14 protein-coding genes are annotated in these 23,310 nt (G+C 43.8%); all 14 read right to left on the bottom strand.

The annotated features are described in order from the left end of the window. Positions 1-16: 16 nt before the first annotated feature. Complete coding sequence (locus tag HPC41_RS22105) at positions 17-2,485, bottom strand: glycoside hydrolase family 2 TIM barrel-domain containing protein (RefSeq protein ID WP_172396250.1); 2,469 nt, start codon at positions 2,483-2,485, stop codon at positions 17-19. Between the two features lie 108 nt (positions 2,486-2,593). After that, positions 2,594-3,694: a glycoside hydrolase family protein gene (locus HPC41_RS22100; RefSeq protein ID WP_172396249.1), complete on the bottom strand. Its 1,101-nt coding sequence runs from the start codon at positions 3,692-3,694 to the stop codon at positions 2,594-2,596. An 88-nt stretch (positions 3,695-3,782) separates the two neighbouring features. After that, positions 3,783-6,521 carry a family 78 glycoside hydrolase catalytic domain gene (locus HPC41_RS22095; protein ID WP_172396248.1) on the bottom strand — a complete coding sequence of 913 codons (2,739 nt, stop codon included), beginning with the start codon at positions 6,519-6,521 and terminating at the stop codon, positions 3,783-3,785. Between the two features lie 42 nt (positions 6,522-6,563). Then, entirely contained in the window at positions 6,564-8,024 is a 1,461-nt protein-coding gene (locus tag HPC41_RS22090; RefSeq protein ID WP_172396247.1) for a glycoside hydrolase family 28 protein, read from the bottom strand. Then, entirely contained in the window at positions 8,021-8,902 is an 882-nt protein-coding gene (locus tag HPC41_RS22085) for a sugar phosphate isomerase/epimerase family protein (RefSeq protein WP_172396246.1), read from the bottom strand. The genes HPC41_RS22090 and HPC41_RS22085 overlap by 4 nt, the downstream gene beginning before the upstream one ends. Next, on the bottom strand, positions 8,899-10,317 hold the full coding sequence (locus HPC41_RS22080; protein WP_246250947.1) for a glucuronyl esterase domain-containing protein: 1,419 nt from the start codon (positions 10,315-10,317) through the stop codon (positions 8,899-8,901). Before HPC41_RS22080 ends, HPC41_RS22085 begins: the two co-directional genes overlap by 4 nt. Further along, on the bottom strand, positions 10,292-11,440 hold the full coding sequence (locus HPC41_RS22075) for a sialidase family protein (RefSeq protein ID WP_172396245.1): 1,149 nt from the start codon (positions 11,438-11,440) through the stop codon (positions 10,292-10,294). The genes HPC41_RS22080 and HPC41_RS22075 overlap by 26 nt, the downstream gene beginning before the upstream one ends. Before the next feature lie 96 nt (positions 11,441-11,536). Beyond that, positions 11,537-12,175, bottom strand: coding sequence for a DUF3826 domain-containing protein (locus tag HPC41_RS22070; protein ID WP_172396244.1), 639 nt, complete (start codon positions 12,173-12,175; stop codon positions 11,537-11,539). Positions 12,176-12,179: 4 nt separating this feature from the next. After that, positions 12,180-14,921 (bottom strand): alpha-L-rhamnosidase, encoded by a 2,742-nt coding sequence (locus tag HPC41_RS22065; protein WP_172396243.1) that lies wholly within the window; start codon positions 14,919-14,921, stop codon positions 12,180-12,182. Continuing rightward, the gene (locus HPC41_RS22060; RefSeq protein WP_172396242.1) at positions 14,921-17,698 is read right to left on the bottom strand and encodes a glycoside hydrolase family 2 protein; all 2,778 of its coding nucleotides are present in this window, start codon (positions 17,696-17,698) and stop codon (positions 14,921-14,923) included. The genes HPC41_RS22065 and HPC41_RS22060 overlap by 1 nt, the downstream gene beginning before the upstream one ends. Before the next feature lie 12 nt (positions 17,699-17,710). Beyond that, a complete protein-coding gene (locus tag HPC41_RS22055) occupies positions 17,711-19,144 on the bottom strand; it encodes a sialate O-acetylesterase (protein ID WP_246250946.1) in 1,434 nt (477 codons plus the stop codon). Beyond that, entirely contained in the window at positions 19,145-20,977 is a 1,833-nt protein-coding gene (locus HPC41_RS22050; protein WP_172396241.1) for an exo-alpha-sialidase, read from the bottom strand. Between the two features lies 1 nt (position 20,978). Next, positions 20,979-21,908, bottom strand: a complete 930-nt coding sequence (locus HPC41_RS22045; RefSeq protein ID WP_172396240.1) for a glycoside hydrolase family 43 protein — start codon at positions 21,906-21,908, stop codon at positions 20,979-20,981. Then, complete coding sequence (locus HPC41_RS22040; protein WP_172396239.1) at positions 21,908-23,308, bottom strand: glycoside hydrolase family 140 protein; 1,401 nt, start codon at positions 23,306-23,308, stop codon at positions 21,908-21,910. The genes HPC41_RS22045 and HPC41_RS22040 overlap by 1 nt, the downstream gene beginning before the upstream one ends. Positions 23,309-23,310 lie beyond the last annotated feature (2 nt).

Below are 23,310 nucleotides of genomic sequence, written 5' to 3'. Positions count from 1 at the left end.
AAATATCTAGCTGTGCTTAGATCATAATTTGTTGGTCTCCCAAAGCCGAACGGATTATTACAGTGCAAGGCGTATCAGCTATTTTTTGAATAATTCCTAATGCTTTCCCTTTAAATGTTTTTCTGTTGGGACGATGCAATCCCCTTAGATCGGCCTGAAATCCATTGTCGGTTCCCAGAACTTTCGCATCCCCCTTTACAATGAACTCAATTTCCTGATCATTTAGCAAGACGGAGTTTCCTTCCTGATCCACCAGTTCTGCTGTGACAAAGTATAGATCACGGGATTCCCCTGTGGCGTATTTTTCATGTTCTAAGGAGACTTTTACCCTATTAGCATCTCCCGCTGTACGCATACTTGTTTCCTGAACAATTTTACCATCCCGTTTTTTAACGACTTTCAATTCCCCCTTTTCAAAAGGCACCTTCCAGCTGGCGTGCAAACGATCTGCGGTCTTGGCTGAAGTTCCCAGACTCTTACCATTGAGAAACAGTTCGACCGCATCAGCCTTGTTATAATAAGCCCATACGTCCACAGTATCACCGGTTTCCCAATTCCAATGCGGCAAAAGATGTAAGACATCTTTGTCGGTCCATTCAGACTGATACATATAATAAACATCTTTGGGAATACCAGCAAGATCAACAATGCCATAGTATGAACTTCGCGCAGGATAAGGGTAAGGCACTGGCTCGCCCAGATAATCGAAACCTGTCCAAACAAATGTTCCGGCCAAAAAAGGGCGGTTCTTGACCGCTAGCCAGGCTTTCTCATGGCTTGTACCCCAATAGGCAGCAACATTATCATAGGCCGAAACCGTAAAATCGGGATTACCATTGACGACATATTTGTCTTTTGATGATGCTGGCCATAGCTGAATCGTATCTTGCAACTTGTCGTATACTCCTCTAGTCTGTAAGGCAGAAACAGTTTCTGATGCCAACAGCGGTATATTTTTGAATTCTATAGGTAATTTATCATAATCTTCATGTTTGTAGTTGAAGCCCAGTACATCCAAAGCCTCTGCCTGTGCGATAAAGTTCTTTACATAATTATTTTCGGTCAAGGCGGCAGTAACGGGGCGTGTTGGATCCAAAGATTTTACCAATTTGGCCATTTCTTGCGTTAAGGCAATACCCGTTGAGTCAAATTGTTCTCGGATTTCATTTCCGATGCTCCATAGGATAACCGAAGCATGATTGCGATCTCGACGCACCCATGCTTCAATATCCTTGAGGTGTTCCGTAGGAAAGTCAATGTGGTAGTCGAACTTATTTTTTCGCTTTTTCCACATGTCAAAGGCTTCATTATAAACCAAAATTCCCATTTCGTCACAGAGATCGAGTAACTCTTCTGCCGGTGGATTATGCGCAGTGCGAATGGCATTGGCGCCCATTTCTTTCATCATGACGAGCTGCCTTTTTGCAGCGGACTTATTGAAAGCGGCCCCTAAAGCGCCCAAATCGTGATGCATGCAGACTCCATAAATCTTCAAAGCTTCGCCATTTAAGTAAAAACCTGTTTTTGCATCAAACCGAATTGTCCGGAATCCGATTCGCTTTTCGATTTGATCTTCGACTGTATTATTTTTATCTAAAAGGGTTAGTTGCACGCGATATAAATTCGGCGCAATGGGACTCCAACGTTGTGGTCTTTCCACTTGAAGGGATGCATCAATCTGTCCATCTTTCTCCACTCCTGTTTTTTTCAACAGCAGGTTGCCATTGGGATCCCATACCGTAATTTGATATTTATTCCCTGCAACTCCGTTAGAACGTGATAGCTTATTCAATTTGGAAAGTATTTTCAGCTGCCCCAGTTCACCATGGATTTCAGGCGTGGTGATAAAAGTCTCCTGTTCATCGAGGCGTACTGGACCGGTCTTGATCAGATAAACATCACGGTAGATTCCGGAACCTGAATACCACCTGGAGTTCGGCTGTTTGCTATTATCCACACGAACAGCGATCCGGTTGGGCTGGTTTCCAAATTTAAGATGCGGAGTCAGATCCAGTGTAAAAGAGAGGTAACCATTGGGCTTTTTCCCCAAATAAACCCCATTGATCCATATTTCAGCATAGCGATAAACTCCGCCAAAGTAAAGTTGTATATTTTTGCCTTGATCTGCGGCCGGCAACTTAAATTCCTTACTGTACCAGCCAATTCCTCCAGGCAATGCTCCTCCGGCGTTTCCAGCAGGATAAGCAGCGCCAAAATCAGCTTTGATACTCCAATCATGAGGTAGTTCGACCGGTTTCCAAGCTTGGGGATCGATATCATGCAGGCGATAACCCAGCTGATCCTGCAAGGTAAATTGCCAGTTTTCATTAAATCGGATTTTGGCAGGTCCCTGAGCAGATACAAGTTGTAGCTGCAATAGAAAGAGAACAGAAATAAAATAATGTAACTTCATATTAAACTGATGATTTATAAGCACTGCTACCACTGCCATCAATGATGTTATTGTGCTTGTTTCTTTATTCATTAATCAATGTTGAGGCATACAGGCTGCCTCCGTTTTAAAAACTCTGTTGGAATAGCCCAGCATGGTCGATCATTTACCAAGGACGATTCATGCTTCTGGATTAAAATCTTAAAAATGCACGTTACTCTGACCTAGATCCTTAGAGGTCGCTAGGGCAATGCCGCGGTTACCTTTGCTGTCCACTGCACAATAAAAATGATAAACAACACCCTCCGTTTTCAGCACAAAAGACTTGTGGGCATATTGCTGATCAAAGCTTTCACTTGATTCTATTAGGTTGGCTCCCTCCCAATCTGTCCAATGGATCAGGTCTTTGGAAGCGGCAAAACGGTTAAAGGCCCCTTTACGATCTTTCCAGAATGCACCAAAATAGAACATCACCCAGGTATCATGAATACGTTGGATCATGGGATCGCCCGTGATGCCCATGGGATGATGAACAACTGGATCCTTTTGAAAGCGCTTCCAAGTTTTCATATCGTCAGATACGGCCATCCCTATGCGTTCATACCAGCGCGTTGCCTTATTATTCGCCAATGAATCGCCTACAGCGTTGTAATACATGACGAAACGATGTCCCGTATTTTTATCAGAATCCTCAATGACGTAGCTTTTAAAAAGCTTATGGCGATTTTCCCACCAGGAAACATCTGGATCTGTGCTGTTTAGAACCGGATTAGGCAGCTGTTTCCACTGGACGGGTTTGATGGGCTTTTTATTGGTGTAAGCGATCCCGATAGATAATGGTTCAGGCTCATAGCCTGCGGTAGAACCGCCGAAATAAGACATCCAATATTTTCCAGCATAGGTATTGAGTTTATATGTTCCACCCCATTTTGTATCAACCAAAGCATTGTATCCTGCTCGCTGCTTGGCATCCCAGTTACCATCGGGTGCCACAGCAAGCTGTTTCCCCAAGGTCTTCCAGTTTAAGAGATCCGAGCTCCGTGCCAGCCAGGTCTCATAACCACTTCCATCAAACACAATATAGGTCATATACCAATATTTTCCGGCTTTGTATAGGGTTGGACAGTCCATCAGTTCACCTTTATGCTGCGGAACCAACACGAGCCCGTATTTGTAAGGTGTCTTTACTTCTTCATAAATTTTTGTCATTTCAGCACTGGAAATCGGCAGAGTCTGTGCCCAAGCTGTCCAGCCCAACAATGCAAAAGATAGCATCAGCATAATTCTTTTCGGTGATTTCATTGTAGTTATTCTTTCATTTGTGTTCAAACCCCTCATGTTAGCTATAGAACATCGCCCATGCTACGTTAATGGGAGATACTCCTTTGTTTTACTTCGTAATGGTATATTTTCCCGAGCCTAATTTCAGTTCTACCTGCTCCTTGGTAGAAACCACAGCATCGCGATCCAGCTGCTTTCCATTGACCAAATAGCTTCCTTTAGGCAAAATCAACGTACATTGGCTATTGACAGGGATCTCCAGTTGATAATTCCCTTTCGATTGTTCCCGGTTAAAATAAATTTTCCCATATGGACTTCTAAAACTTATTTCACAGTCTTTCAATGCGTTTAGCATTTTGGGCTCGATCCGAAAATGTTTAAATGCAGTCGATCCTGCATCTTGCTGTATCCCACCCAAACCGGTATGAAACCATTCCATCAGGTGTCCAAGCATAAAATGATTATTGGAGACGTTTGGGAGTCCTGCCCAGGACTCAGTCAGTGCTGTAGCTCCTTTCCGCAATTGATAACCATATCCTGGCCTGTCATCACGATGATGCATGGCATAGATCAGATCATCGCGATTGTTCGCCTGCAACACCTGTAACAAATAACGATGACCGATATCTCCGGCGGTCAACGCCGTATCGTTTTGACAGACGGTTGTTGTTAATTTTTCAAAAACAGCTTGTTCTACCTCCTTAGGCACTAATCCAACATAGAGCGGCATGGCCAGCGCCGTCTGACTACCAGAGCCATAGCTATGTTCCTGAGGTCGATAAAATTGCTGATTGAACGCATCGAATACGGCCTGCTGTAAATTCTCAAACTTGTTAGCATCTTCTTTCTTTCCAAGCAGTGTAGCAATTTCTTTCATCAGTTTGAGGTCATAGTAATAGATTGCCGTAGCCGTGATTCCGGGAGTAGTCAACTGGGAGACACCCGGACGCTCTGGTCCCAAATCATACCAGTCACCCAAACCCTGTGTCAAAATATGATCTTTCGCCTTTGTGCCCAAATAATCGATATAACGGGTCATCATGGTATAATTATCAATTAGAAAAGCCTTGTTTCCATACCAGCGATAGGCATACCAGGCTAGGATAATCGAGCTGCTTCCCCACTCAGGTGAGTCCCTGAACATATCACCGTCCCAGTCAAACTGCACATATTCGGGCGCTATTTCAGGAACTAGCCCATCCTTTGTCTGAGATTGGCGCATATCCCGTAGCGACTTGGCAAACAGGCGCTCAGCATCAAAGTTAAATTGTACCGACGGCCCCATTAAATGTAACTGCTCCAGCCATCCTAATTTTTCGCGGTGCGGACAATCGGTAAAGACACTGACCATATTACTTTTAATAGCCCAATTGATCAATTCATGAATTTGATTAAATAGCGTATCAGAGCTTTTAAAGCTTCCCATCTGTCTCGTACTATTCCGAATATGGGCCAATTGTATCGAATCGATTCGAATTGGTTTGCCGCCTGCAGGACGCAACTGAACCTCGGCGTAGCGAAATCCATAATACGTAAAACGTGGCTGCCAAGACACCGTCTCATCTTTTTCAAAAATATATTGGTAATAATAAGGGCTTCCCGAATGCTTTTGACTAGGGCGTCCATCCGCAGTCAGCAATTCAGCCGGATACACCCGCACGGTATCTCCAGCTTGTCCGGTCATTTGCATGGTGACAATGCCCGATGCATTCTGTCCAAAATCATAGGTGATCCGCTTCCCCCCATCAGCTTGCTGATATCCAACAGGTGCGAAGCGCTGCATAATTTTTACCGGATCGATATCCTGTGCCCGTAGATTTGGTCCATCCGTAGTGACCGCTTTCTGCCAGCTCCTGTCATCGTAATTGGGAGCTGACCAATGATCAGGCAAAATTTGTGCATCGTAGTCCTCGCCTCCATACATGCTGGAAAAAGTAATTGGTGACCGGTGTGTTTTCCAGTTGGAATCACTCACGATGAATTCCTGTGTTCCGTCCGTAAAAGTATTGACAATCTTAAGTTTGAGCTTTGGCAGGCCAAAAGCAACTTTATGTTTTTGGAATCGACCTTTAATTGGTGGGATATAATAAAACCCATTTCCTAATAGGGCAGCAATCGTATTTTTGCCCTGTTGCCAGGCTTGGGTAAGATCGTAAACGACATAATAGGCTTCTTTGTCATATTTTGTCCAGCCCGGCTGTAGCACTGCATCATCTACCCGCTTGCCGTTCAATAGCAACTCGTAATGTCCCAGGCCTGCCACATAAGCGATTGAAGAACTGATCTTCTTTTTCACCTGAACTGATTTCCTGAAAACCGGAAGCTCATAACTTTTATCCAGGCGGAGCTTGCTGGAGCTTAGAGGTAGCGGGTTGACCAACGAATCCGGTAATATATCTTTAGCAATCCATCGTGCATTCCCCCAATCTTCTGCGTTCAACAATCCCGTATGAAATCGCTGTACGGCACTTGTGGCTGTCTCGTTTTTATTATCACGAACGTGTATCCTGATGTAATAACTTGTACCTGTAGCTAAAGGGGTTCCCTGGTATAACAAATTTAGGGATTGCTCTGCCGCTACCCATTGGGAATCCCAAAGCATGTCCTGCTTTGCAAAACGAGCGCTTTTACTGACTTCGATACGATAAGCCTGTTGTCGTACATCAGATTTATCGCTGCTCAATTGCCAACTAAACGCGGGTGTTAAAGTATTTATTCCCAATGGATTTTCGCGTCCTTCGATTAATACCCGAGCCACCGCTAGCTTAGCCATACCAACCATGGGTATAGCAAGCAATAACAGGAAAATGCTTCCTAAAACGATTCCCTGTTTTACAATATTCTTCATTCTTTTTTTTCTTTTTTCCCCGGTTGTATTCATATCCAACTATTAAGGCGATTTCGTGGTGACACGTACGCGATCTTGTATCAGCCCCAAAACATTGGTTGTTGAGATACTGGTATCTTTACACACAAAAACACTATTTTTAATCTTGATATTTTTAGCATCTTTAATCGACAGATACCGGTCTCCGCGTCCAAAAACACGATCAATAGATACGTTTTCCAAAACAGACTCCGGAATACCTTCGATCTTAATACAATTTTTAGCCGCATCAATATATATATCCTTTATTTGGATATCCGAGAAACGTGGTGTCAGAGCGTTCTTCTGAACTTCGAAATCACGGCTAGCCTGATTGCCCACATGTTGGGCTTGTCCCAGCATATCCCAGCGTAAAGCTGATTCCACCTCCTGCATCCGGATACGCTCAAAGTGAATATCAGATCCGCCACCACCCCGTGGCCTTCTGGTCTTAAAACGTATACCGACATTGGTTTTTCCAAATGCACAATCATGGACATACACCTGCTTGGCCATGCCGGCAGTCTCACTACCGATCGTAAATCCACCATGACCTTTTTCCGAGAAACAATAGCGGACAACAATATCCTGCGAAGGTCTGTTCACCCGTAGTCCATCATATCCACGTCCTGCTTTCACGGCAATACAATCGTCTCCAGTATTTAGGGTGCAGTACTCCACAAGCACGCGGTTGCACGATTCAATATCGATCCCATCCCCACGTGGTATACCCATAGAATGGATCCGAACTCCACGGATCACGACATCCTCACAATAAGTGGGCACGATATTCCAAAAAGCCGTACGCTCGAGCGATACACCTTCAATCCAGACCCTTTTGCAGTTAATAGGTGCAATGAGTGCCGGTGGAAAGATAAAGTCTGCGGTCTTTCCATCATAGATCCGCTGCTCGACAGGCCGCTTACTGTCGACAATATTTTCAATGACGTCATGCGTCATGGTTTTATTCCGGACGCTGCCTTCACCGGGGCCAATAATTCTACCTGATCCCGTAATGGCAATGTTTTCTGCCCCATTGGCATAAATACAGGCTCCCAAGCTATATAATTCTACGCCTTCATTTCGTGTAAACACCACAGGCAGAAAATCTTTGATTTCATTCTTAAATTCCAATACGGAACCTTCATCCAATTTCAGATTAATATGGGACTTTAGCGTAATCCGTCCTGTATGGTGATGTCCTTTCAGTACTAACGTACCGCCCCCCTGTGCCGCAAGCTGATCGAGCTTAGCCTGAATATTTTCAGCAGGCCCCACAGTATCCTGTCGCATCGGAAATGTCGGACGCTGGACATTCCATGCCGTAAAGGGGGATTGTATCTTCTCTGGCTCAGCGGGCATCTGTCCGGCCCCTACCTGATCGGCACGCAACAGGGCCTTATCCAGCTGCTTCTCAACCGGAAGACTTCGACATCCCTGCATGCCCATTACCACCACAAGCGATATTATCCAGTTTAATTTCATTGAAACAGCTGCTTTACGTAACGTGTATTTGCACCAAAATTTTCTTTTACGGCACGCGGTGATAGTTTAGCATCACGGGATCGCTCAATCACGAGCCAACCACGCCAGCCCATACGATCCAAAGCTTGTTTTACCAAAGGCATATTGAGACGTTTGTTATTTTCGAGCCAAACACCATCTTCATCCGTGCAATGAATCTGGCAGATTCGCTTCTTTCCTAAAATAGTCAGCTCCTGAATCAAATCCCGTCCTTCTTTTAACGGATTGGAGAAATTAAAATAGATCTGAATATGTTTTGACCCGATTTCTTTTAAAAGATCGACCTCAGCTTTTGCATCCAATGCTGTTTCAATCCCGATGATCACACCGGCTTTTTTTGCCATCTCAGCTACTATACGTAGACGCTCCACAATAGCAGGTCGCAGTTCGGGATATTTAACCAAGTCGCAGGTCACGCCTAAAGGCAAGAAAGCGACTTTAACCCCCATATTCTGGCAAGCTTCCAAACAATCCCCGACCATCTGCTGATAAGTAGGCCGCGTAGCAAAAGACTGTGCATAAAAACCGGTCATGGCCAACGAACAGATCGTTATTCCGGTTTCCTTTGCTTTGTCAAGAAAGGCCTTCCGTTGCACTGGATCACCCAACTTACTTTCAAAAGTAACCCGGTTGCCCAATCCGCCCATATCTACCTCCAACCCGTCCGCTCCTATTTCTTTTGCCAGGTCAAATGCACTTAGCTTTTGCCGCTTTAAGATCATCAGATCAATTACGGCGACATTGTAACGTCGCTTCGGTGCAGCAAAGACAGCCGAAGGCAGTGCTGCTACACCAATTAAGAACAGAGTATCGCGTATAAATTTTTTTCGGTTCATCATAGTTCAATCTGATATGATTTTAACAATGCTTTCAATTGTTCCATCCCACGAATCGCGTTCTTTGGTAAGTTTTCACCCTTCTTTCCAAAACTGTATAATAACTCCTCCGTCTCGATCTGGATACCGGTCTCCGCGATGATATCGGCAGCGTTAGCTTGATCTAAATGAAAATGATCGAGCAGGAATTTGTAGAGTGCCTGTCTTTTGTTATAGCCAAAATCATGACCTTCATCGGGAAAATGTGCGTGTTGCACCTGATTTTGCTGCCCATAATAACCATAAATATGTTGCAGGTATGGAAAATCGTTGATAGCGGTCTCCTTCGTCCAATCCTGTCCATCGGAGATGATCAGTTGTGGTTTGGGGGCTGTCATCGCTGCCAGTTCGACATTATTGGTCCCCCCACAGACAAAATGCACGGGTAGTCCACTTTCACAGGGGCAGCCTCCAAAGAAGTAGGATGACATCGCCACGACAGGGGCGACCAAAGTAAAACGATCGTCCAAGGCGGCCATTAAAATACTGTGACTACCTCCACCCGATCCGCCACTAATGCCTACCCTGCTTCGATCGACTTGTGGCAGGTTCATAACATAGTCTAAAATGCGCTCCGCGCCCCAGGTCTGCATCAACATAGCCTCACTGCTGCGATGGTCTGTCGAGGCAAACTGCAAGAGGGATTCTCCCCAAGCAAATAGATCATAGCTTACAGCCATACAACCCAGTCGAGCCAAGGTGATAAATCTCTTTTGCGCATCCGAACGGTAACGCTGCTGTGGCCAATGGCCATCAGGAGATAACATCACAGGTATAGTTTTCTTTTGCTTGAGCGGGGAATAGATACTACCATTGATATAGACCCCCGGTATAATTTCTAAGGCAAAGTTCTGAACTTGGTAGTCGGCATAGCGACGTGCCTTGCCCAAGCGAATGGGTTGATCCGGTATACTTTTCAGTTTATCCCAGTACATCGTTTGCCTAACCGCAGCTCGCAATTGATATTTTCTCTTTTCCCAACTTGCCTGATCCGTATATTTTTTGGACAGTAAGTTCAGAAAATCCCAGCCTTCCTGTGGTTTCCAGCGGTTATATTCGTATGATTTTAATTTATACGTATTGGGCTTTGCTTCCTCTTGCAACTTAAAACCCAAAGGATACAGCAAATTGATTTCTGTCCCCGCAAGATTCGCCCTAAACTTCCAGGGTGCATAGTCCACCATAATGTCTTTGACATTGCGTGGATCATATTTGATCTTGACCTGATACCGTTCTTGCATCATTGCCAGCACTTTTTCCAGGGGCTGCTTAAATTTATGCTCATAATTGAGTAAGCTGTCCTGCCCCTTGACAACAAGCGAAACAAAAAACCAGCAGACTGCACAAACGAACTTAATCTTCTTCCTTAACATATGCATTGGGATCTGGTTTTTTATACCCTTTTTTTGTTGGCCATACGCCATTCTCAATCGGGATTAATTTCACTTTCTTCGGATCTACGACGACATGTTTCATTTTCTTTCTACGCCAGGTATAGCCAAAATGCAATAGCCCATCTTTGGTTTGAATCACTGCGGGATAAGAATACTGACTGATTGGCGAATCCTCAAGTATAAGTGCGGCCTGCCACTGCTTGCCATCTTTGGAAAAAGCCACATTCAATGGTGTACGCGCTCCCTTTGCTAGATTACCTTCTGGAAGCACATGGTTATACACGAGTACATGCTGCCCGTCTTTTAGCGTTACGGCATCTGTACCTGAATTATTATTTGGGAGCAGAGTTTTTTCCAGTGGGGTCCAATGTTCGCCCCAGTCGTTTGACCAGGATGTCACAACCGCACGGTTCCGTGTGCGCGCCAATATTTGCAACCGACCATTTCCATGGTCAAGTATGCTCGGTTGTATGGCATCCAGATTATCTGCACCACGGGCGATTGGACCTATCTTGCGCCAGGTCTTACCAAAATCCGAACTCGCCTCAAAATGTACGTTCCAACCATCTCCTTCGGTGCTTGAAGGACTCAGCAAGGTGCCATTTTGCAAAAGCACAGGTTTGTTTTTCACCGGTCCAATAAAGCCATCGGGCAATCTTTCAGCTGCAGACCAAGTCTTACCGCCATTTTTGGAGCGTTTGAGCATCCCCCACCATTCCGATGGCTTGGGCCCAATTTTGTAGAATAACAAGAGATCTCCCCCGGGTACTTGGTATAAAACAGGATTCCAGGTCGGCAAGCGCTTCCCATCCGCTTGTACACCATCTGCGGCTGACGCAGGAGCCGTCCAGTGTCCATTTTCGTATCTACTCACATAGATTTCAACATCGGGATGACGTTCTTTCGTTCCACCAAAAAAGGCATATACCAAACCGTGGTCCGTCTCTGCCATGGTAGCGGAATGACAGGAAGGAAAAGATGCTGTATCATAAATAAATTCGTCTTTTTTTACTCCTTTTTGCCATTCTTTTAATGTTGGATTTTGCCCATAAGAATTCAAGGTGCATAAAAACAATAAGGCTGTTGCCAATCTAATTTTTATCTTCATCTGCTTATCGATATTATATGCGAATGCATTTCAGGATCCTCCGATGGTTGCCAAAATGCAAACGATATTTGTTTTTTATGATTTATAAATTCGAGTCTATTTCTTTTGGTTTTCTTTTTCGGCTTTTACTTTAGTCACATACTCTTTAAATAATTGACGCCAGTTGCGGCCGTTGGCATTTAAGTAAGCTTCACATTTGTTTTTATAAATTTCAAAAATGGCAGAAACTTGCTTGATGCTTTTATAATCTATCGCTCTTTCACGCGCTTCTTCTAAATTTTTACGGATGGTTTGTTCCTCAACCGCTGTCAGATCTGGGACAATTGCCTTATATCCTTTTAAGGTGAAATCAACTTTCCCGATGGTGTATTTGTCCAAGATAAAAGCAACCTGTTGCTTATCCAGCTCTTGACGCAAACCAGTCATCAAGTTGCTGTGTATAGAATCGGGCCGTGCTGAGTCAGCAATAATGGAACGGTCCATATCAGTTAATCTGTTGCCCGTGTACGGATTTATTCCTGCAGGCACGGTGCTAATCGGGTGGCTATTGTGCCACTCTTTCACGGCTATCAGATGCGTAAAGATCAAGCTCTTGATCTTATCTTCTTTTGCCGTGTTGGCAAGTTTGAGCTCAGCCGCCCACTCCTGTGACTTTTTCTGCTCCGTTGTATTCTCCTGCGCATACAAGCTCATCAGCAGCAGACTTAGTATAAAAATTGATAAGACCTTTTTCATGTTGTTATAATTTAATGCTGAACTGGTAATCTCCGGATCCGATGGCGAGCCAAGTACCTGTTTTTTCCTGCTTTAGAATCTGGATATCTTCGTTATTATTTAATTTTTGATTGCTTTCCAAGATCGTGGAGCTATCCGTTGTTGGCAGAAAAATCTCTGCTTTGGTATTTGCCGGAATAGAAATTTTCCATTTGAAAGTAGATTTTCTTTTGCTCCAATTGGATTGAATGGTTCCATAGACACTTTTATAGCTTGCATCCACATCATTCAGACCTGCTACAACCTGCGGTTTCATGACAACAGTCTGAAAAGCATGCTCTTTTGATTTGATGCCTGCCAGATCCTCATAGAGCCATACCAAAAGGTCGCCCAACATCATCACATGGTTTTGTGAATTCATTTTGGGATGGGCTGTATTCCCATTCCACAACTCCCAAATTGTTGTTGCCCCATTTTCGACCATATAACCCCAAGAAGGATAGGTCTTATTGGTGGCAATTTTATAGGCAAGATCTACACGCCCGATGTCCGTCAGCGTCCGCATAATCCATTGTGTACCGATAAGTCCTGTACTTAGATGTCCCTGGTTTTCCTTTTCAATGATCTCCACGATCCGATTGCTCAGCTTTTCTTTGTTCGTGTCCTCGACCAATCCAAAAGATAGCGCCAATAAGTTATCGGTTAGCGAGTTACTGCCGTAATAACCTGCATCATGATAGAATGCCGTATTAAAATTTGCTTTCATCTTCGCTGCGCGATTCACAAAGTCAGTTTGATCTCGCTCGTTGCCAATAAGGACACTAAAACGGGCGATGGTCTGCAGCAAATGATAGTAATAAGATGTTGCGATCAATGTACTTGGATATTTTTTATCCGCAATCTTTCCTTTTCCGGCTTCAATGGTTACCGGCGGGAAACACCAATCCCCATAACTATCCTTGGTAATGATACCACCCGGGCCTGTATAACGGGCCTGCATATAGTCCATCCATTTTTTCATCGCTGGATAATGTTTTTCTAAGACACGGAGGTCACCTGTTTGCTGATAGAGCATATCAGCGATAAATAGATAGGTTCCCGGCCAGCTGACATTATCACTATAGTATCGCCAAAACGCTGGTGCAACATCCGGTAACGCACCATCCTCCTTTTGGGACAGCCGAATATCTTCGAGCCATTTATTATAAAAATTGGCGTTATCAAAGAGGAAGTTCTCACCGTATGCACTGACGGGACGATCACCCAACCAGGGTTGACGCTCGTTTCGTTGTGGACAATCCACCGGTATACCTTTGTAGTTTGAAGCAATCCCCCACCATGCGTTCTGATAAATCTGATTGATAAGTGGATTTGAAGACATGAAGGTTCCCGCATCAGGTATATCGTCGTAGACAAAACGACCAACAAAATTACTTTTTGAAGCTACCCCAGGATAACCGCTTACTTCCACATAACGAAATCCATGATAGGTAAACCGCGGCTCCCAGGTTTCTTTTCCGCCACCTTTTAATATATAGTGGTCTGTTGCTTTCGCGTCACGTAGATTGGTCGTAAATAATTCCCCGTCTTCGGTCAAAGATTCCGCAAAACGGAGTGTCACTGCTGTTCCGCGCGTACCGGACACTGTCATCTTTACCCAACCCGAGAAGTTCTGTCCAAAATCAAGAATGTATTTTCCTTCAGATTTTTTGACGATCGAAACCGGTGCGATATCTTGCATAACCTTCATACCCTCCGACTGCGCTTCGTAATTGCCACCGGGCTCTTGCACAAAAGCAGCCTTTAACCATGTTTTATCGTCAAAATCTGGATTTGCCCAACCCGTTGGTTCTTTTCTGGCATCATAATTCTCACCGTCATATTCGTTATTTGCCGTTATTGGTCCTTCGGTCGTTCCTTTCCACGAATCATCGGTCTTAATGACCTCTGTTGAACCATCCGTATAAGTCAGCATAAGCTGCATCTGCAATTTTGGGAATCCAAAGGTTTTTACTTTATAAGGTTTTGCTTGACGCATGGCATAAAACCTTCCATTTCCCAAAATGACACCAAGTGCATGTTTACCCTGCGAAAGTGATTTTGTTACATCCAAAACATTATACTTAATGTTCTTGGTATAATCCGTAGGGACTGGGGCAAGTACTTGGTCGCCTATCTTCTTGCCGTCAATATATAACTCGTAAAGTCCGAGCCCCATCACATAGGCTGTAGCCTGCTTAATCTGCTTGGTTGTTGTAAATTCTTTTCTGAAATAACGGGCAGCCAATTGTCCTGTCTCCGCATTGTCTGACGGGAAGTACCGATCAAAACCAATCCAGCGTCCTGTCCAATCCTTGTAATGCAGCAGTCCCATGGTCCAACCCGCTGGTTCAGACCATTTACTCTCACCTTTATTTGTATATACTTTTACTTTCCAGAAGACTGCTGCTCCGCTCTGTAGGGCTCTGCCTGCATAAATAACATGCGTGGAATTATTCGAAAGCTGTTTCCCTGAATCCCAGAAATCGCCTATATTCTGGTCCAGTTTTTCTTGTGAGGAAGCGACAAGTACCCGATAGGCTTCTTGTTGGATAGACCGCTCACTGCCCTGCAATTGCCAGCTCAGTCTTGGTGCGGCAACATCTATACCTATCGGATTCGAACGTAATTCAGTCCGCAGGTTTGCAACAGTGATCTGCGCTGTAGCCTGATGCCACAAAGTCGATAAGAAGACCAATACAATAGATATGACTGTTCTTGCGTTCATTAATTCTCAAAATCAAAATAGAGTACCATATGCAGCGCCCGGCTCGGTTCCTTCTCAAAATCATAATAAACGTGCTTCATGCCCATAGGCCCGGTCGTTTCTGGCTTTTGTGTTTTCGTGCCTATGGCTGAAATACCATTCATAAAAGAAATATCTCCTTTCGGAAAAGTGGGTTCCATGTTTTTCCATTCGGTATCTCGCTGTTCTTTTGGCGTATATAAACGCAAAAACACATCCTCCCGATCGGTAAACACGCGGAAACTTTGATCTTTTCCGATAAATTTGGTCCAATACATATTGGCATGGTACCCTTTAAATTCGGGATATTCGAATGGCGATTCGCCCGTTGCCGTGTTATTGTACTTCTTTTTCCACACGCCAAATTGATTCCCTTTCATCCGGTTTTTCCAAACCCGATAAGGGCCCATTCCCCGATATTCAACACCTTCGATTTGATCTTCTGGAAAATCGAAATTCACTCCGACAAAGCGCGTAAAATAACTCTCAGGAAAATATTGGACATGCATTTTCAACTGCCCCGAAGCAAGAATTTCCCAACGTAAGGTATTATAACTATCTTTTTTATCGAAGGTAGATGCAATAATCACCTTTCCATCTTCACGGCTCAATTTGAAATTTTTATAATTTGTCGTCGCTTCCTGTAAAACCGGTCCGTTTTTGAAAGGAATAATTCCTTTAGCATTTTGAACTTGCTCCAGCAATCCACTCGTCTTATTTATCTGATAGTTAATACCATTCGCTTTTATCAGATAGGCATTCGCGGTCTCCTGAACGGCAATCTCCCCTGTTTCATTTGGTTTCAGGAGACTACTTGCCACCTGATTCGGTAATGTAATTGGAAAGCTCCAGGTGAAGAGTTCCTGCTGATGCACATCTTTTGCGGTAATATATAAGACATCAAAGTCTTCCCAACCTGTAGGAAAGTCAACTTTTAAGATCCCTTTATCACCAGGGCGGATATTGGGTGCGACAATCGTTCCGCTTTTTGTTGCTTTCACTTCATCATAACCGCCCAACTTTTTGAGTTCATACGAAAATGTACACTGATTAATATTGGTAAAAGAATATCTATTTTCAATATGGAACGAACCATCAAATCCTTTTGTCATTTCACGTTTTTCAAATGAAATAGGGCTCCATACTTCTTTGATGGTAAAGAAGCTTCCTTCTTTTTCGCCATGTGGACCAATAATACCATCCGGACCACGATTTCCATCGGTATCTATAATACCGCCTTTATCTGTCCTAACGATCCCCTGATCACGAAAATCCCAAAGGAATCCACCCGCAGCAAGGGGATTGGCAAGCATCGCTTTCCAATAATCTTCCAATCCAGCACCATGCCCGCCATCGTACATGCCATGCAGAAATTCAGTCGGCATAATAATATTATGCCCGTGATCATAGGTACCAATACCATAGTTATATTCCCGGTAATGGGTTGTTTCAAAACCATCATGTATGGCCCAAGGATAAATCACGGCACGTTTTTGAATATCTTCTTGTTCGAAGATGGGATCAAAATCTGGATTATGCCCACCTTCATTGCCATTTGCCCAGAAAACAACGGACGGATTATTTTCGGATACGACCATCATCTCCCGCAATAATTTGGTGCCGACTTCCTTATCGTAATGCCCGTGCCAACCCGCTAACTCGTTCATGACATATAAGCCCAATGAATCACAGACAGCCAAAAAATGATTGTCTGGTGGATAATGGGCCATCCGAACAGCATTCATATTCATTTCCTTCATGAGCTTGACATCGGCAATGCTAACTTCTTTACTCGTCGTCCGTCCGGATTCTGGAACGAAAGCATGTCGATTGACACCTTTAAATCGAACTTTTACGCCATTGACATACACGCCATCACGTTCTTTCACTTCTATGGTTCGAAAACCAAATTTTTGCTCCAGCTGGTGCTGTACCTTACCATTTTTCGACAAGGTAAATTGCGCTGTATATAAGTTTGGAAATTCAGCAGACCATAATTGCGGAGCTGAAAATTGTCCCTCGAGCCAATTGTTTTTGTCTGACAGCTTTGCTTTCAGCGGTTTTCCAAATTTCTTTCCTTTTGCATCAAGCAGTTGAACCGTAATTTCGTCCGCTTCTCCCACCGTGGCAATTTTAGCCCGGAATGTACCATCAGCCTTTGCATCCAACGAAACACGTTCAATATGATGCTGTGGCAGGGCCTCCAAATAAACCGGTCTAAAAATGCCTCCGAAAATCCAGAAGTCACCTTCCCGTTCCGCCGCATTCACCGACTTGTTTGCCGAATGCTTAGCAACATGGACTTCCAATAGATTTTCTTCGCCAAACTTCAACAGTTTCGTAATATCGTATTTGAAAACATAATATGATCCCTGATGGATAGCGCCAGCGAGCTTGCCATTGATCTTGACTTCCGTATCAGTCATAGATCCTTCAAAAACTATACGCACCTGCTTATCCTTCCAGGCATCGGATACTTTAAATGTATATTTATAGTGACCTACCTCTTTACCTTTATCAGCCTCTTTATTGAAGCCATAATTATATTTCCCAAAGCCCTGTTGTTCCCAATTGGAGGGGACTGGTATTTTCGTCCATTTCCCGGCGTTCATGCCTTCGCTCACATAAAAATCCCATAATACACCATCATCCTTTCCTGTTCCAGAGAGGTATTGGCTCGCTGTTTTTTGGGCAGATACCTGCAATCCCATAGTCCCAAAAAAAAGTAAGGACAACGCTATTTTTGTTTTCAAATTCATGATCGCTAACGGCTATTTCAATTTAATATGTTGTAATGGATTATTTGTTCTAAAAGGTGCGGCCGGCAGACCGGCTGAATTGATAAGGTTGGGCTGTGCAGCTTCGTCCCATCCAAAACGTACCTGACGGATCTGTTGAACCTGATTACTTTCAAGTACGACTGTCTGTCCGTTGATGACAGCCTCTGCCGGATAGAATGTGTCATCATTGCCCGCAACCTCAAATGTCGTTAAAGATTTTCCGTCTACGGATTTTAATCCTGCTGCATGTTTAAATTTCACTGTTGCTTGCTTACCCCGATATTTTACAGAACCCAGCTCAGGACCATCAGCTACGATATTTCTATGATAGACATATTTTAAAGCCTTAAGGGCATGACGACGACCGATTTCCCATTTATAACTTGGATGAAGATCGTGTGGATCATCGACCAAATCTGTCGTAATGATGCGTGCTGTATGTGGCACTTGTAAAACTAGATCTTGGGCTTCCCGAAATTCCGGCAACACCGTTCTCGGCATACGGACATGACCTTTTTCGTCAAGGGAATAATAGAAAGGTGCGATCTCGGTAAAATAAAACGGCAATTTGGGGTCTCCCCAAAGAGTCCGCCAATTTTCGATCAGCGCCTTCATTTTATAACTATAACTGATATTCTCTTTTAAAAAGGTATTGGATTCACCTTGGTACCAAACAAAGCCTTTAAGGGTGTAAGGCGCTAATGGTGCAATCATCGTATGAAAGAATTTACCCGGATCACCTTCTTCCTTTTTATCTTTCAGATAAGGTGAACTTGTCCAATATTCTTCGGAGAACCAGGGCTCGATTCTGCTGCCACTCACAGCTGATGAAATAATGCCCACAGGAACACCTAATTCTTGCTGTAGTGTTTTCCCAAAGAAATAGGCCAGTGCAGAAAATTGACGCAGTGCTGAATCTTGCGCTATAGCCCAGCCCTCATATTGTCCATCAGGTTTCGCCAGAAATTTCCGGCGTACCAAAAATATTCGGATATTGGGATTTCTTGCTTCCGCCACCTCATTTTTAGGAAAATAGTTGCCTTTCCAAGGAGCTTTAACCTTCTCAATTTTACGCATTTGGTATTCCATATTTGATTGACCCGAGCACAACCAAACTTCACCGACCAAAACATCTTTAAGCTCGATGGTATTGTTTCCTTTGATGGTCAATGTTTGTCCAACCGCATTGGCTGACATGGCTTTTAGTTCAACTTTCCAATGGCCATTTTGATCGGTTTCTGTCGTCTTCAACTGATTTTGAAAAGTTACGCTCACCTGCTCACCAGGGTTTGCAGAACCAAAAATGGCGACCGGCTGGTTGCGTTGCAAGACCATGTGGTTGGCAAAAATATTGGGCAATATGACATCTGCCTTTGCCGAGAAACTGGCTACCAATAAAGCAATATGTACAATAAACCGTCTCATTTATTTCACCTTTTCCGCTTTCAGCGAAGTAATCTGATAAATCGCTTCTTTTACCGAAGCGCCTGCATTTTCAACATCAAAATCTTGGTCTGTTTCCGTATCTGCATTGGGAAATCTTCTGACGTCCCCCGTACGGAATGACACCTTGCTCACGTTGCTTACCGGTTGGAAAAATAACTTTGTCCCTTTATCCTCGCCATTGATGGCAACTTGATAAGAGCGGGTGCTTACATCAAAAGTCAACACAAAGTGATATGTTTTTCCCACCTCATATTTCGTCAGCGAAGCATTCCGATAGCCGGCTTTATTTTTGATAAAACCGTCTTTGTCCATGATAATTCTCGCAGCTGCTAAGCCACTATCATTCACCAATTCGATCTGTAAAGAGCCATGATCATTTTGCTGTGGCGTCACCGTAAATTCAATGGTCCCTTTTTGGGCCGATTGAATCACACGATCTGCCTTCGCATAGTCAAAAGGATCTTTATCACGCAAGACCAACGCTTTTCCTTCAACCTTGGCACTTGCCCATAATGGACTATAAATATTCCAGTTGTTATAGGCTTGCACAGCATTTTTCGCAAAATCATCGTTCACCGCCTCATCTACGCTAGACTTGATCGGAACGGGCACAACTGCAGTCCAAATATCTTCTTTGTTCATGCTGTAAGTCAACCACATGTTATGATCGGGAACAACACCATTGCCTTCGACGATACCACGAACGTACTGTGGGCCATAAGACTTATAGTTACCGCCATAGCGCATGGTGGTAATCTCACCATTGACCAATAACAGATCCGTGTAATTCAACCCATCATTACTGGTCGATACGGCAAGTGGCCATCTGAACTCAGAAGGATTATACACCGTTGCATAACGTCCATCCGAAGTTTTTTGTCCCCAGATCTTTGCATTGCTGTTCACGAAACCCGGCGCGCGCAACGGTGAGTATTGCCATGTCTTTCCATTGTCCTTACTCATCGAGGTCAACGCATGCTTCCATAAACCGACGACCCTTCCATCATTGAGATGATAAAAGGAAAATGCTTTTACCGGACGTTGCAAAGGAATTAATGGGTCATTTCGGTCAGACTCCTCTACCCATTGTTGCATCATCAGCGGCGTGTCGAGCAACTCGTCACAAGCTTGTACAAATGCCTTGTCCTTACTTTTCTTATAGAATGGATATTTTGCGGTCTTCTCATTAAAAGACGAATTGAAGTGGATAAAATAGATTGGTCCGAAACTTCCATCTTTACGAATTTCCCTTACCACACGGCCTAGTCCGTTACCATCATTTGGATCGTCTTTGGCATCCAAGGCTACGCCATAATAAGCTAGCGTCAGCAGTTTATCATTCTTTGCATGATAAAAACCCATGCGCTGGTGCATGATCGCAAACAGGTTTTTTCCGGCCTTATCGATACGTCCAGGCTTGGTAAAACCTTCCGGAACGAGATAAGTTGGGAATAAATCCATTGGATTGGACCAATTGCGGCCATCTTTTGAGGTCAGCAACAAGGTTTTCCCTTCGGCTATATGCTCGCCTACGGGATTACTCAGAAACTGTAAATAATAAGTATTGTTCCAATAGGCCAAAAAGGGTTGATGGTTATAGGTAAAATTATGTCCGCCGGCCAATTCAGGAAATTCTCTGTTTGCTCGAAATACCTGAATATTGTGCGTACCCACTGCAGGTGTCAGCTGTCCGTGGTGATAATCTACATTGGATAATGTCTTTCCTATATACTTTACCGTATCTTGTTGTGCCACCGCCTGGTGCATAACAGAAGCCAGCGATAGACTCACTAATACTGATTTGATACTCATACTATTTCTTTTTGGCTTCATCCCGAAGCAAATTTTTTAAATCTTTATTGGACGCTCTGAAGATCGTTCCGTGTTTATGCCCTTCTGGAACTGAAATCTTATCGTTGATCTTTTCGAAGACCTTGAAATCTTTGGTGGACACAGCCTCATAGCTTTTACTTCCATAGGAATCGAAATAGATCAACCACTGATTCTTTACTTTAAGCACTGCTGGTCCCTCGCTTAAATACGGCGAGAAAGGCTCAGAAACCTGTTGAAATGGTCCCAACGGATTTTTCGCAAAAGCCACCTTTAGATTTCGGTTGGGCCGCGTATTATCTTTTAGTACCAATACATAATCTTTTTGCGCTTTCTTGACAATGACCGCATCAATGATACTAAATCCGGGATCGCTAAATAATTTCGTGGCTGTAAAAGATTTAAAATCCTTGGTTGTTGTATAGTACATCCGATGATTATTCTTTTCCTCTTCTACGCCTTTCGCAAAACGATAAGGAATGGTGGAGGCCCAAATAATTATAAATCGGTCTTCCACATCATCATAAAATAATTCTGGCGCCCAAACATTGACGGTGCTTGCTTCTTGTTGCATCACTGGAACGATCTGTTGATTTTCCCAATGGATCAAATCTTTTGACCGGGCATAACCAATCCCCTCATTTCCCTGCCAGCCAATGGTCCATACCAGATGATAAATACCTTGTTTATCCCGGATCATCGACGGATCGCGCATGATTTTCTGTTTTCCTAATTCCGGCTTTAAATACACGCCATTAATCGCATTCCAATGGTATCCGTCTTTGCTATACAGATAGCGCAAACCTTCATTGGCAGGTTCGTGGAATGAGGTAAATAGGTAAACATCCCGCTGACATGAAGCCAAGAGCGATGCCACACTAAATACAATAAACAATTTGACCAAATTCCTCATTAAATGCTATCTAAGATCAATACCCAGTCGTTTCCGTCCTTCTGTCCGCCCTCAGGCACAAAAGTTTGTATACCTTTGTTTTCAAATTCTCCGATCACCTTGGTTGATCCATTTCGAGGGTCAAACCAGGAAGCTTTTACTTTGTCCCCTTTGATTTTTCCCATATTAATTTTCATTTCCCTACCGCTGTAATTGTAGATAAATGCATAGTCCGCTGTTCTTGTTGCCAGTAAGCGGTTGTATTTCTCGCCATTATCCGCAATTAAAGACTGATCTGGAACACGATCAAAGTAATTATCTCTGGAAAGCATAAGTTCTTTTAAGTACTTCATCTGAGCAGCACCAGGTGCATTGATTGCCGAACTCCATACTTCATCCGAACCATAGGCCGAAGTGGAGTCTTGCTTTCCATGCATCTGCATGACCGAGTTCTGTCCGTAGGTATACCCAAATGCGCCTGCAAATACAGACCAATAACCATATCTTCTGACGTCAGCATCTTTCCAGCGCGGTTGGGTGATATCGTGTAATCCCTGTGGGATGCCTTCATAAGAGGGTTCTCCGTCGATCGTTGGCTTAACGGGCTTCATATCCCAGTCGGCAGCCATAAACTTCCAGTTATCCTCGCCATAATGTTTCTGTTCATTCGCAGAAGTGTCCTGAGCATAAGTACGGTGTCCGGATTGCACCATGTTGAAGTCCAGCCAAGGTCGATCGTGGAACCAATCCGAAGAGGCTGCTCGTCCTCTCGGATGGTACGTCATCAGGTGATTTTTATCAATCGATTTGATTGTTTCACCTATCTTATCCCACACTTCCATCATATCGGATCCCTTGATATCACCCCCATTTAACCAAATGATATTCGGACGATCTTTCCATCGCTCAGCAAGGAATGCAGCATACTTTCCAGCTTGCTCCGTCGAAACTTTGCCATCCTTAACCGGAGATCCCCAAACGGGTACCAAAGCTACATAGAGTCCTTTTTCAGCAGCCTTGTCAATGACATAATCAATGTGATCCCAATAATCGTACGCTGTTGCATTATCCGGATTGTTGCCTTCAGTTACAAATGGCTTAGAAATATCTTTATTGACGACCGAAGAGTCTCCATAAATATTTACAGAAGGAACGGTATGCAAGACCATGGCCTGAATGACATTGAAGCCCTTTTGTTTTCGATCTTCTAGGTATTGATCGGCTTCGGGTCGGTTTAGTTTGTTAAACAGTAACCAACCTGTATCGCCCAGCCAAAAGAAGGGTCGCCCATCTTCAGTCATCATATATCTGCCATTTTCAGATATCTTCAATAATGAAGGGTGCTTTGACTCTTTATTGGAGGTACATGAAAACAGTGCTCCTGCAACTGTAAATAATATAAGTTTCTTACGTATAGACATGT

Source organism: Sphingobacterium prati (genome assembly GCF_013167215.1).
GTDB lineage: Bacteria > Bacteroidota > Bacteroidia > Sphingobacteriales > Sphingobacteriaceae > Sphingobacterium > Sphingobacterium prati.
Note: the sequence above shows the minus strand (reverse complement) of the source record. Positions and strands in the feature narration are given on the sequence as shown.